General features: G+C 62.4%; 13 protein-coding genes. 12 read left to right on the forward strand and 1 reads right to left on the reverse strand.

Annotation, left to right across the window (positions count from 1 at the left end):
• Position 1 precedes the first annotated feature (1 nt).
• The 7 genes from JMJ56_RS09230 (at position 2) to JMJ56_RS09260 (ending at position 7,380) form a co-directional block, all read left to right on the forward strand.
• Positions 2-1,516, forward strand: a complete 1,515-nt coding sequence (locus JMJ56_RS09230; protein WP_202831325.1) for a site-specific integrase — start codon at positions 2-4, stop codon at positions 1,514-1,516.
• Positions 1,516-3,684 carry a hypothetical protein gene (locus JMJ56_RS09235; protein WP_202831326.1) on the forward strand — a complete coding sequence of 723 codons (2,169 nt, stop codon included), beginning with the start codon at positions 1,516-1,518 and terminating at the stop codon, positions 3,682-3,684. Before JMJ56_RS09230 ends, JMJ56_RS09235 begins: the two co-directional genes overlap by 1 nt.
• 101 nt (positions 3,685-3,785) lie before the next feature.
• Entirely contained in the window at positions 3,786-4,139 is a 354-nt protein-coding gene (locus JMJ56_RS09240) for a hypothetical protein (protein ID WP_202831327.1), read from the forward strand.
• 133 nt (positions 4,140-4,272) lie between these two features.
• Positions 4,273-4,683 (forward strand): hypothetical protein, encoded by a 411-nt coding sequence (locus tag JMJ56_RS09245; RefSeq protein ID WP_202831328.1) that lies wholly within the window; start codon positions 4,273-4,275, stop codon positions 4,681-4,683.
• Positions 4,680-6,560 (forward strand): AAA family ATPase, encoded by a 1,881-nt coding sequence (locus JMJ56_RS09250; RefSeq protein ID WP_328702326.1) that lies wholly within the window; start codon positions 4,680-4,682, stop codon positions 6,558-6,560. The genes JMJ56_RS09245 and JMJ56_RS09250 overlap by 4 nt, the downstream gene beginning before the upstream one ends.
• Positions 6,561-6,625: 65 nt before the next feature.
• Entirely contained in the window at positions 6,626-6,832 is a 207-nt protein-coding gene (locus JMJ56_RS09255) for a hypothetical protein (RefSeq protein WP_202831330.1), read from the forward strand.
• A 170-nt stretch (positions 6,833-7,002) separates the two neighbouring features.
• The gene (locus JMJ56_RS09260; protein ID WP_202831331.1) at positions 7,003-7,380 is read left to right on the forward strand and encodes a hypothetical protein; all 378 of its coding nucleotides are present in this window, start codon (positions 7,003-7,005) and stop codon (positions 7,378-7,380) included.
• Between the two features lie 224 nt (positions 7,381-7,604).
• Here the strand turns inward: JMJ56_RS09260 and JMJ56_RS09265 are convergent, their stop codons facing one another.
• Positions 7,605-8,330 carry a Crp/Fnr family transcriptional regulator gene (locus tag JMJ56_RS09265; protein WP_202831332.1) on the reverse strand — a complete coding sequence of 242 codons (726 nt, stop codon included), beginning with the start codon at positions 8,328-8,330 and terminating at the stop codon, positions 7,605-7,607.
• 405 nt (positions 8,331-8,735) lie between these two features.
• Here JMJ56_RS09265 and JMJ56_RS09270 point away from each other — a divergent pair, with 405 nt between their 5' ends.
• The 5 genes from JMJ56_RS09270 to JMJ56_RS09290 all read left to right on the forward strand — a co-directional run bounded on the left by JMJ56_RS09270 (position 8,736) and on the right by JMJ56_RS09290 (position 11,945).
• Positions 8,736-9,758: an HWE histidine kinase domain-containing protein gene (locus JMJ56_RS09270; protein ID WP_236037575.1), complete on the forward strand. Its 1,023-nt coding sequence runs from the start codon at positions 8,736-8,738 to the stop codon at positions 9,756-9,758.
• Between the two features lie 179 nt (positions 9,759-9,937).
• Positions 9,938-10,681 (forward strand): IS5 family transposase, encoded by a 744-nt coding sequence (locus JMJ56_RS09275; protein ID WP_202831334.1) that lies wholly within the window; start codon positions 9,938-9,940, stop codon positions 10,679-10,681.
• Between the two features lie 505 nt (positions 10,682-11,186).
• Positions 11,187-11,534 (forward strand): hypothetical protein, encoded by a 348-nt coding sequence (locus JMJ56_RS09280; RefSeq protein WP_202831335.1) that lies wholly within the window; start codon positions 11,187-11,189, stop codon positions 11,532-11,534.
• Positions 11,535-11,542: 8 nt separating this feature from the next.
• A complete protein-coding gene (locus tag JMJ56_RS09285) occupies positions 11,543-11,701 on the forward strand; it encodes a hypothetical protein (RefSeq protein ID WP_202831336.1) in 159 nt (52 codons plus the stop codon).
• Positions 11,694-11,945, forward strand: coding sequence for a CopG family ribbon-helix-helix protein (locus JMJ56_RS09290; RefSeq protein ID WP_202831337.1), 252 nt, complete (start codon positions 11,694-11,696; stop codon positions 11,943-11,945). The genes JMJ56_RS09285 and JMJ56_RS09290 overlap by 8 nt, the downstream gene beginning before the upstream one ends.
• Positions 11,946-12,107: the final 162 nt, after the last annotated feature.

A 12,107-nucleotide genomic window follows, 5' to 3' on the forward strand; every position in this document is an offset into this window, starting at 1 on the left:
GATGCTGCATCAACACGCCAACGACCTTCCCATCGTGCCTGCTCGGGTACGTACGCGTGACGGGTTCGACTTCGACCCTCGCCCTGATTCTTGGCATCTTGAGTCCAGAACAGGCAGCGGAAAAAACTGGAGATTTGGCGAGTTCGCGGCCTCTGGCGAGCGCTTCATTCGGTCCCTCAAGCTCGGGCTAGTCGCCCTGTTGGAAGAATACTCCTTCGACCACAGCAGGAATCTCTTCGATCGTTTCCGAGACTTTTACATGTCGAGCTTCTCGGGCCGGCACGCGCGCGGCGGGCTTGTGGACCTTGAGCACCTCCTTCATTTCCGTTCTCGCCTTAACCAGAACACCCTTTGGAAGCTCGGGACCCTTCGAATTCTCCTGATCCGGCTCCATGAGGCGAACCTCGGCATCTCCACCGATGCCGCCATCGAGTACCTGCGGCGATCGCGTATCCCAGGCAATCCGACCGGGGTAGACATCCGTACGCGGGATCCGAAGCGGGGCGCCTTCTCGACCACGGAACTCGAGATGATCCACGCGTCAATCACACAGGCTTATGTCGACGGGAAGATCGACTTACCAGACTTTGCCCTAGCTGTACTGATGTTGGCGTTCGGCATGCGGCCGGTGCAGGCGGCCAACCTGAAAGAACGGGATTTTGTTGTCGGCATCGGCAGCAATGGTCAGAAGGTCTACCTGCTGCAGGTGCCCCGCGCCAAGCAGCTAGGCAAGCGGCATCGCCAGGAGATGAAGACCCGCAGATGCGCACAGAACGTCGGTGCGCTCCTCGAAACACTCCTGGAACATAACGCCCAGTTGCGCCAAGCGCGCGGAATCAAGAACGACGACCCGGCACTATTTCTGGGTCGAGCGAAGGGTAAAATCCCAGGATTTGCTTGGCACGAAACGAATTCCAACCTTGGATCTAGGTTGGAACGCACCCTTCGCCTTGTCTGCCCGAACCTCAAGGCAAACCCGAAGCGTTTTCGGCACACTCTGGCGCAGCGGCTAGCGGACATGGGCGTCTCAAAGCACGTTATTGCCGAACTCCTCGACCATTCCTCTACCAGCCACGTTGGGGTCTATACCGAAGCTACACCCTCCGCTGCTGCCCGTCTCAGCCGTAAACTCGCCATGGACATGGCGCCCTTGGCCCAAGCCTTCCAGGGAATGCACGTCGCACCGGCACATCAGGTGAGTGCCAGTGTCATTCCCGGCGGCAGGATCCACGACAGAAGTATGGAGGATAGCCGCGAACCCTTGGGTGGTTGCGGCACCATGGGCTTTTGCGGACTCCACGTACCGGTCGCCTGCTACACCTGCCGCCACTTCCAGCCCATCTTGGAGGGGCCGCACGAGGCGGAGTTGGAAAAGCTCCTGGCTGAGCGCGAGCATCAGCGCGTCGCCGGCTACGCTGCCAAAATTGTCGAGATTCTGGACCGCACGATCCTAGCGGTGGCCGAGGTCGTAGCTGCCTGCGAAGCCCTTCGGAGCGGCCGTGGAGGCGCAGGCTGATGAACATCATCGTCCCATTTCGCCCGCTTGCAAGCCTTCGCGCCGAGGATCAGGTGACGGCTTTCATCGACCTTGCGCGAACACGGCTCAATGATGTCCTGATCGCCGATACGGCATACAGCGCGGTCTCTTGGGATGTAACCAGAGCGTTCACCACCAAAGGAGACAAGTGCGAACGGTGGCTGCACTTCGTGCCGAAGGAAACGAGAAACCTAAAGGCTCGCTCCAGCGGCAACGCGCTGAAAGCCCCCTTCATCGAGTTCGCTAAGGCCTATGTCCGCTACCGCCACTCCGCCGCAGCAGTGAGCTACGGACAGACGTTCCTGCGTCTCCACGCACTCCGTCTCGTTGAGGCCGCCTTCCGCTCCGTTGAGCGGGCTCCTGAGATCTGGAACCTGGACGCACATGTACTCAACCGTGCATTGGATCTTGTGGCCGGCTCTGGCAGCCACATGCCTTACAAACTAGGCAACCAACTCGAGATCCTCCTCCAGTTCTGCGCAGAGACGAACCTGCTCGCATCCAGTTTCCGGTGGCGCTGCCAGCTTGCGAAGCCGAGGGAGATCGAGAGCCGGCTAGGCAAGGAGTTCGCTGACCGCCGCGCCAAGCGCCTACCAAGTCGAGCAGCATTCGACGGGCTTGCCCACGTCTTTCGTAATCCGCAGACAGCAGCCGACCGGCTGTACTCGGCGATTACTGCAATCTGTTGCGGCATTCCGATCCGCGCCCACGAGGTCCTCCAACTCTCCGTAGACTGCGAGGTGGAGGCGGAGCCGTTCCGGAGAGGTGAGGAGGGGCAAGCTGAGGGCGGGGCGCCCGAGAACTCGCGGCCGGCCTACGGCATCCGAGTTTGGCCGGGCAAGGGAAACGTGCCCCATGTAAAATGGGTCCCGGACGCGTTCGCTGACGTCGTGCGGGAGGCCGTGCAGCGCCTTCGCGTCGAATGTACCGCTGCAAGGGAGGTGGCGGCTTGGTACGAACGTAATCCAAAAAGTTTGTGGCTACCTCGACACCTCGAACATCTCCGAAGCTGCGAGTGGATCCTGGTTCCGGAAGTCCAGGCCATTCTCGGGCTGCCCTGGGTTGGCTCTGCTCAGGCCTGGGTAGACGGCAACGCGATCGCTAAACGCCGAGGAGATCGCCTCGGCGCAAATGGGCAGCCCCTTGTGGAAGTGCGTTTCTCCGAGGTCGAACGGAAGGTGCTCTCTCTACTGCCAAAGGACTTCCCCTATCTCAACGGAATGCGACACCTGCCTTACTCAAATGCCCTGGCCGTCGTGAAGCTGCATGGCCTCAATAACTATAAGACCTCGTCACTCTGCTTGATCGAGCCTGTCGGATATCATCAGTTCTATGGCTGGCTTCGCGGCAAAATTGATTATCCGTCGGTGTTCGAGCGCTACGGTTTGACTGAGGAGGACGGAAGCCCCATCCAAATCACCACGCACGCATTCCGGCACTGGCTCAACACCATCGCGCACATGCGGGGGGTAGGGGAGCTGGACATCGCTAAGTGGAGCGGGCGGCACCCCGACCAGAACCACTTCTATGACCACGAGACGGCCAGCGAGATCCTGGAGGCAATTGATCGCGTGGTGGAGGACGACGAGGGCGGGCATGGCCCAGTATTCGAAGCCGCGAGGGCCGCGGTTTCGGACCGGAAGCAGCCAATCCCTCTGAACGAGATCAAGCGCACTCTCCTCGGTAGCAGCCATATCACAGAAGTCGGTATCTGCGTCCACGACTACTCCCTTCTCCCCTGCCAGAACCACGGGAACTGCCTGGGATGTGCGGAGAACGTGTTCGTCAAGGGCGACCCAAAGCATCGCGCCAAAATCGAGCGACAACTCACTATCGCGCTTGAGCAACTAGTCCAGGCTGAGACCGCCGTAAGCGAAGCGATTTTTGGCGCTGATAGATGGGTACAAGCCCACCTCCGGCGCATGGAGCAGATGCGCCGGATCCTGGCTGTCCACGACGATCCCGCGGTTCGGGACGGTGACGTGGTTGGCCTTCATACCCCGAGCCAGGACTCCGAGATCCAGATGGCGCTGCGCGACCGGCCCGCGCCATGCGAGGCGGACAATGGAAAGCAACCTGGTTCTACGCACGACGGTGCACAGCCCGGCGACTCGCTGGCCGATGAAGTGGCGGAGATGTTCGAATGAGGCGGGGCAGGCCATCCAAGCCGAATCTAACCAGAGAGGACATCGATGCGGTCGCCGGTATCCTGGAAGGATGGCAGGGAAAACTCACCTGGGAAGCTCTGGTGGCACGCATCGGCGTGGTTCTGGGCCGGACCTACACCCGCCAGGGACTCGAGCGCCACGAGCAGTTGAAGCGGGCGTTCCAGTTCCGGAAGACGCGTCTTCGGGCAGCCGCAGATGCAGGATCGCGCCAGCTTCAGCGCAATCAATCGCTGGATCTGACACCTGAACTCGCGGCTGAGCGGCAGCGCAGGCAGGCCCTAGAAGAACGCCTCGAAGTCCTAGAGAGAACTATCAATGCCTACGACGAGCGGTTTGCGACCTGGCTGTACAACGCTCGGCTGGCGGGCCTCACCATTGAGCGACTGAACACGTCCCTTCCTCCGGTCGCGCGGCGCAGGAGCGACAGTCGGTGATGAATGATGCGTTCCACCGGATCGGTCGAGCGGGCGATGTCTTGTCCCCCTGTCCTAGCTCCACCGCCACCGGGCCACAGCCAGAAGGGCCCATTAAAGGATCGCCAGCAAGCAGCTGTGAGGAGACTAGACTATGACGGAAAGCTCCAAGCAGAAGTCGTTCTTAGAGGTTTCCGAGGGTCACTTCGCCAAGCTCGTGGAGTACGTCGCCCGCCTGCGAGCGGCGGGATTGCGCCTTCCGGGTCGTCACGGACGAGTCAACAAGACGGCGGTTGCCCGTGCGTGCGGCTTCGCGCGCGAGACCTTCCAGCAGAACCACCGGTTTGCTGCCACTTTGGACGCCGCCGTCGAGGAGCTGGGAATTGAACTCCCTGAAGCGGCAGAGCCGGAGTCCCGGAACTCCGAAGACAAAGCCAAAATCATGCGCTTGGAGCAGCAATTAGCGACATCGAGGAGCGAAATCCACGAACTCCGCCGACGTTTGAGGCGCTTCGAAAGCATCGCCGACCACATGGCAGGCTCTGGTCGAAGGGTGCTTCCGTGAATCATTGGGTTCACCCCCGCCCACACCCGCGAGGTCGGCACATCGTACGCTTTTTGGCCAGCCGGCCGGAGTTCGCCGGGGTTGGACCGGCCACAGCGCAGCGCCTTTGGGACACCTGGGGTGACGACCTGTACCGGATCCTCGGAGACGGTGATTTGGAGCGACTCTCGGCATCCCTACCGAGACCTCAAGCCGAGATCATCATCGATGCTTGGCGGAACCAGCAGACCCTGACGGACGCGGTCGTGTTCTTCGACGAGATCGGATTGGACAATCGACTGGCGCGAAAGGCCGTGGAGTTCTGGGGAGATGAAGCCGTGGCGAAGCTGAGGGAGAACCCCTATCGGCTGCTCACGATTTGCCCTTGGTCGCAAGTTGACCGGTGTGCGCGTCTTCTCGGCGTCATGGCCGATGATGAGCGGCGACTAATCGGAGCGGTCGAGACTTCGCTTTATGAGAGGCTCGACCAAAAGCACACCGTCACCCTTGAGAAGCCAGTGCTGCTGCGCGTCGGAAATCTTCTTGGGACAACGCGAGAGGTTGCGGGGCATGCCCTGACCCTCGCAGTCCGAGATGGTGCGGCCGTCCCAGGAGGGGAAGGCTTCCAACCCGCTGGCGCGGCTTATGCCGAACGCTTTATCGAAAGGCGCATCGCGGGCCTATTGGCCACGAGTGAGCGGCAGCAGGATCTATTTGTCGGCAAAGCAGCATCTACCGAGGTCGACGAGGCGGTGCAGGAGTACGACGCCAGTGCGGCGCATCGCCTCACTGACGAGCAGCAAGCGGCGGTCCGAATGGTGATGTCCAGTCGGGTGTCAATCCTGACCGGGGGAGCCGGGGTTGGCAAAACCACGTGCCTGCGCGCCATTAATATTATTGCCCGGCGGTTCGGACTCAATGTCATCCAACTCGCCCTCGCTGGAAGAGCTGCTAAGCGCATGGCAGATGCTACCGGGCAGAGCGCGCAGACCATCGCATCCTGGCTCCGGGAGGCTGCCACTGGGCGACAACCAACCGGGCCCCGTTCGCTAATTATCTTGGATGAAGCCAGCATGCTGGATCTTCCAACGATGTACAGGCTGCTGTGGCGCCTGCATGAGGAAGCAAGGCTCCTCCTGGTCGGCGACGTCGGTCAGCTCCCCCCGATCGGGTATGGCTTGGTTCTTCATTGCCTTGTTGAGAGCGACACGATCCCGAGGATCGAGCTCACACGCATCCTCAGAGCGTCTGAAACAACCGGAATTCCCATGGTATCGCGGGCAATCCGGGACGGCGTTTTGCCACCTTTGCTGCCGTATGAACCTGGCCAGGAGGGATGCAGTTTCGTTCCGTGCCGACCAGATCGTGTCGTCGAGGCCATTGAGCGGATCCGGGGTGATCTGGATGGTCAGGATGTTCAGATCATCTCCGCTGCATATGGAGGACCGGCTGGGATCGACGCTGTAAATACCCATTTCCACCGCTTCAACGCGCACGGAAAGCCTCGCTTCCGCCGCTTCACCGTTGGCGACCCGGTGATCTGGCTTAAGAACGACTACGCCCGCGGCCTCTGGAACGGCAGTATGGGCATGGTGATCGGGATCGATGGCGGTCACCTCCAGGTCAGGCTGGATGGTCAAGAGTTTGACCTGGACGCAGACGACCTCGACGATCTCGATCTCGCCTACGCGATCAGTTGTCACAAGGCACAGGGATCGCAGTGGGGAACGGTGATCGTGCCGCTCGTTCAGTCGTACTTGATGGATCGAGTATTGCTCTACACCGCCCTGACGCGGGCGCAGAGGCGTCTGATTCTCGTCGGCGATTTTGGGCTTCTCGAAAGGGTCGTGTCCCGCCCTCCAGCCTCGATCGCTCGCAGCGTGGGGCTCGCCGTGTAATGCCGGCGATGCGCTGCGGCTTCAGTAGTGTGCGGAAGTCGTTTGAATACTGATCGAGGTTCGCCATGATTGAGGAAGGGATGCGCATTGGCCGCTATCTTATTGTCCGTGATGTGGACGGGCGCTTCCACGCGCTTTCAGCCGCCGCTGTGCTGGCGGTGTGCGACGACAGCTGTGGGGGCAGCATGATGCTGCTGCCAGGCGGTCGCGCCGTTCGCCTCGACCAATCGATCGAGACGGTACTGACCTGGTTGAACCACAGTGGGCCGTAACGCCAACGCCTTTCACCAGATGAGCTTTGGCAGCGGGACGATAGCCAGCCTGTCGCTGTGCCATCACCTCGGACGCAGCCGGTCCTCTCAGAAGGACTGTCGCCTGACTATGAACCAAGATCGGCTTGCCCATGCCCCTCCATCGGCCAAACAGCCCCGACCGAGGGCCGTTGAAGCGACTTTCGGCGATCTTTCCTTGGCTCCCGCCTCTGGAAATCGGCGTCGGATGGACGGCGCTGGTCTGGGATCTGGCGGAGGATCTTGAGGATCTGGCGGGCCGAAACACGCTCCTACGCGGGCGTGAGCTTTTCTTTTCCGAGGTGAAGTCGAAGTATGGCGGATTGCGGGTTTCCTATCATGGGACGGTGTGCCGCATGGGCAGCTTCGGCGACGTACATTGCAGCATCGACGACGTAATCTCGCGCGCGGAAACGCGTGCCTGTCACACCTGCGAACGCTGCGGCCGACCCGGATTGACCGCGTTACATAGCGGATGGCTGTACACGTTGTGCCTAGACCACCATGAAACGCAGGCCGAGCGCCATTGAGAAACCCTGATCTTGTCCTGCTGCTCCCACCGCCCGTGTGACCGACTGGCATTGACCGGAAGGAAGCCGAAAATCTGTTTCAGTTACCGGTGGAAAAGGCTAAGAGGCGGTTTCCACAACTACCCAAAGTTGCGTCAGCTTGAGCGCACCCAAAACCATACTGACGGTATCAAGGTATCGAACTCCGCTGTGTTTCCTTGAGACGCGACCCAAAGTGGGCGCATCTAGCCCCTGGCAGAGCCGAGCAACTGCTCGAACTGGCGGCGCACAGCGCCGTAACATTCGCAGGCCGCTGCTTCGAGCCCTGCACGGTCAGTGACCGTTATGTGGCCTTGGCCGTAGCGAATGAGCCCGGCTTGCTGGAACAGCCGTGCCGCCACGGTGACGCCGGGGCGGTGGACACACAGCATCATTGCCAGGAACTCTTGGGTCATCGGGAACTCGTCGTCTCCCGCTCGGTCGTGCGCCATCAAGAGCCAACGGGCTAAGCGCTGGTCCAGGGCGTGGTGGCCGTTGCAGGCCGCGGTCTGGGTGACCTGCTGCTGGAAAGCCAGGGCGTAGCGGAGCAGGAGTGTCCGCAAGGTCGAGCTCTGCTCCAAAGCCTGACGGAAGGCGCCCGCACCCAGCCGCAGCATGGTCCCGGGGGCCTGGATCATGGCCTCGACGGCGCTGCTGTCGCTGCCGAGCAGGAGGGGCAGGCCGACCATGCCTTCGGAACCGATGAGGCCGACCTCGGCCGATCGGCCATCGGCAAGCACGGCCAGCATTGAGGACCAGCCCGTTTCGGGAAAGTACACCGCCGTGATCGGCTGGTCCGGCGCCAGTAGGATTCGACGCTGCTCCGTTTCGACCGACTCAAGCTGCGGCCAAAGCCGCGCGAGATCCTCGGCGGGCAGGGCCGCGAGCAAGCGGTTGCGGGGCGTCAGAACAGGAGATTGCGAATCGGCCAAGGGTGCTCCTGGGCGACAGGTGTCGGCGGGAGCACACACATCTCTCGGCCACCCGCGCCGGAGGTCTCGGCGGGCGATGACCAGGACATGGTGACGCCTGAGCGGGGGAACAACCGGTCAGGCGCGTATTCGGCACACGCGGTGTGAGCTCAGTCGATGTCGCACCCCCGCCGTGAACGGCCGGGTCGCACCATCATTTGTTTCTACCGCGTTGTATGAAAGCCGACAGCGCCCATCGGCCACCTCGGGCAGAAGCTCCGCTTCGGTGAAGTGGCGAAGCGGGTGAGTATGTCATCGGAGGAGTTGGGTAATCTCGGGCGAGTTGACGGCGAGACGGTTACTCCGGGGCGCTCCGAGCCGTCACCGACGTTTCTGCCGGATGGCGTGGGAGGGAGTTCCGCATCCTTGGAGGCGGAACAACGCATCGCGGAACTTGAGGCGGAGAACCGGGCGCTCAAGGCGGAGGCGGAGCGGTTGCGGCACTTGCTCGACAGCGCTGCGGACTACGCGATCGTCACGCTCGACCTCGAAGGGCGGATCACCGGCTGGAACGAGGGTGCCCACGCCATCCTGGGCTACGGGCATGGCGAGATCCTCGGCCGCTCGGGCGAGGTGTTCTTCCCCGCCGAGGACCGCGCCCAGGGCGTGTTCGTGAAGGAGTTGTGCCGTGCCGTAGAGGAAGGCCGCGCGCCCAACGAGCGCTGGCACATTCGGCGCGACGGCAGCCGCTTCTGGGCCAGCGGGCTGATGATGCCGTTGCTGAACGCGGACGGTAAGCCCGAGGGGTTCCTGAATGTGTTCCGCGACAGCACCGCGGTCCGGGCCGAAGAGGAGCGCCGGGCACTGTTGCTGGCCGAAATGGGCCACCGGATGAAGAACGTCCTGGCCACGGTGCAGGCGGTCGCGGCCCAGACTTTGCGCCAGACCGGAGTGCCCGCGGCGGTGCAGGAGACACTCCTCCAACGGCTGGTGGCCTTGGCGGGCTCGCACGACCTGCTGACCCGCGGTGGTTGGGAGAGTGCACCCCTGACCGACGTCATACAGCGCAGCCTGTCGCCCTACGCTGGGTCGGGCCGCGTGACGTCGGACGGCCCGCCGGTGCGGCTGGCGGCAGACACCGTAGAGGTCCTCAACCTGGCCTTCCACGAACTGGCTACCAACGCGGCCAAGTACGGTGCGCTGTCCGTGCCGGAGGGCCGGGTTGAGGTGTCCTGGGCCTTGCGGCGGACCGGCAAGGGCACACGGCTGGTGGAGATTGACTGGCGCGAGCGCGAGGGCCCGCCCGTCACGCCACCCAAACGGCGGGGCTTCGGCTCGCGGCTGCTGGAGCGCGGGCTGGCGCAGAGAGTTGGCGGCACGGTCAAGCTCGACTTCCGCCCCGAGGGCCTGGAGTGCCGCATCTGCCTGCCGGTGGCGGCCGGCGAATAAGGCGGGGCGCGACAGAGCGATCGGGCCGACGTGATGGGTCAGGGAGCACCCCGCAGTTCACGGCCGGCTCGGGCTCGGATTGAGTGCGGGCGTTGCGGAAACCCTGCACGGCCATCCGGAGCTATGGCATCCCATATCTGGAGTTCCAGCCAGGGACAGCCGCATTGAATTTTAGGCTCTTGCACCTCGTCGCCACGGTGATCGATGCGTGTGATCGGCAGCCGAGCCGCAGCCCCGGCCACCCGCCCACCGCGACTATTCGAGTCGTAGCCACCCTGCGTCGCTTTCTGCGTGAGGGCACGCCCTGGCGCAGCTTGATTGCCTCCGAGGAGGCGGCCAGTGGCTCGACGCTGCGGCGTTGCTTGGCCCGCTGGTCGACAACAGGCCTACTGGCCAAAGTGCACGCCCTGTTGGTCGGCATGCTGCGCGGCCACCCCGACCTGATCCTCGACACCTGCTCGGTGCGGGCCAAGCGTGGTGGTGACCTTACCGGCCCGAACCCGACGGACCGGGCCAAGCGGGGCACCAAATACCACCTCGCGGTAGACGGGGACGGCGTGCCCGTGGCCTGCTCCGCCACTGCGGCCAACGTCAACGACACGCTCGTCTTTGAACGCCTGTTCCTGACGGCCTTCGCGGTCATGGCCCGCATCCGCTCCGTGTTCGCGGATAAGGGCTACGACGCCGAGCACCACCGCGATCTCTGCCGCCAGTTCGGCATCGCGCCGCACATCCACAAGCGCGGCCAGTCCCGCGGATCAGGGCTCGGTAAGCGGCGCTGGCCCGTCGAGCGCAGCAATGCCTGGCTGTTGGAGAACAGACGCCTCGCGCTGCGCTATGACCGCCTCGGTTTCGTCATCCAGTCGCTGCTCCGGGCCGCCTGCATATTCCTGTTTGCTAGGCGGCTCGCCCGTGAATTCTGAAAACCGCCTCTAAGTAACTGAAAAAACTGCGTTTTTCCCGCAAATCCCCAGGTCTGGGAAAAAGCAGGAAAAATCTCATTACATCAGTGGGTTAGACTTTCTGCGAGCCCAAAGGGGAGAACGAGGCGCGCAAAACCGACGTTGAGGCGCTGCGCACGCTGATCGACCAGCTACGGACTTTCAGCCGCTTCGGCCTGACCGGAGCGCCATGGTGTTTGGGGTTCCACGAGCGCGACGGCAGCGCACTGACCCGTACAAGAAGCCAGCTTCCCAATTGCCCGGGCGGAGCCGCGATCTTTCCCAAGCCAACCGACCAACGCGACGCCGAATGCCGGCACCTTCGGCATCATCAACAGAGGCAAAACGCTCTTTCGGCAGGCTCCAGGCTTTTCTGGGGGCTATCATGCCACGGTTGACGGTTGAGGAAGAGGAAGCAGAGGTCCGGGAGTTGGGCCACGAGGCTGTCAGAGCTCTTCGCCCCACCCAACGGTGGGAAAATTGGACGATGCTCGGGGCCGCCTTGGTTGCAGCCGCCGTTGCGGTTATAAACTGGTCCGGCGTCTGGGCTGCTGCTGCGGTTGTTATATCGCTCTTGCATCAGCTTCAAAATTTACTGCACCGAACTCAAGTTGCAACGAGCTTCATGTCGTCACTTCGTGAAAATGAATACAGGCGGGTGATGAACGACATTACAGTGCTCACCAAGCAGAGTGAAACCACGTTTGCCGAGATGCGGGGGCTTCGTCACAGCCTCACCGCCGCAGGTTTGATTTCGGACGAAGCCGAGTACATCCGCCGGCTGAAAAATCTTACGGCTCGTCTCCAGGGGTCCCGAAGCGAGCCCAACACCTGAGGTAACCCATGAACGCGGCGATCCCTTTTCTTTGGGCGGGCGGTTTATTTGGCATCGCCTTCGGCGCGGTCGGACTTGTTTATTACTTTGTGGCTTTCATCCGGATCGTATGGCAACGGCATCTCGCAGCCTCATGCTCCAGCGGCCGGCCACAGCTCAATGACTGACACCAACGTGGTGTCCGTGACGGTCTGCATGTCGGTCGAGAGATGTGACGCCCTGGACGCGTTGGCTCGAGTGTTGGGCTGTGACCGCAGCTATCTTGTGACCGAAGCACTTGCTCAGTTCATCGGAGCCTACGAGGGGTGGACGGCCCATCTAAAAGAGGGGCTGCGCCAGGCCGATGCCGGCGAGATCGCCAACGCCCATGACGTTGCTGCTGCTTTTGCACCTCGGGCCTGGAAAGGATGACCTCCTTAGAGTTCACCCGACTGTGCGGCCGCAGGATCCATCGGGAAGGAGATGTCGCCTTCCCCAACTGAAACGGGCGCCGCGGCCGCCCTTCTCCCTGCCGACCTGAGCCAGCATGCCGTCTGGCGTAGGTTGCCGCCCTACTTGCATGAGCGCCGTAAG

The organism is Belnapia arida, from assembly GCF_016773205.1.
Classification (GTDB): Bacteria; Pseudomonadota; Alphaproteobacteria; order Acetobacterales; family Acetobacteraceae; genus Belnapia; species Belnapia arida.

Bases quoted from the DNA above. Each gene is read 5' to 3' on its own strand.
- JMJ56_RS09230 (WP_202831325.1), top strand. From the start codon at position 2: ATGCTGCATCAACACGCCAACGACCTTCCCATCGTGCCTGCTCGGGTA.
- JMJ56_RS09235 (WP_202831326.1), top strand. From the start codon at position 1,516: ATGAACATCATCGTCCCATTTCGCCCGCTTGCAAGCCTTCGCGCCGAG.
- JMJ56_RS09245 (WP_202831328.1), top strand. From the start codon at position 4,273: ATGACGGAAAGCTCCAAGCAGAAGTCGTTCTTAGAGGTTTCCGAGGGT.
- JMJ56_RS09255 (WP_202831330.1), top strand. From the start codon at position 6,626: ATGATTGAGGAAGGGATGCGCATTGGCCGCTATCTTATTGTCCGTGAT.
- JMJ56_RS09280 (WP_202831335.1), top strand. From the start codon at position 11,187: ATGCTCGGGGCCGCCTTGGTTGCAGCCGCCGTTGCGGTTATAAACTGG.
- JMJ56_RS09285 (WP_202831336.1), top strand. From the start codon at position 11,543: ATGAACGCGGCGATCCCTTTTCTTTGGGCGGGCGGTTTATTTGGCATC.
- JMJ56_RS09290 (WP_202831337.1), top strand. From the start codon at position 11,694: ATGACTGACACCAACGTGGTGTCCGTGACGGTCTGCATGTCGGTCGAG.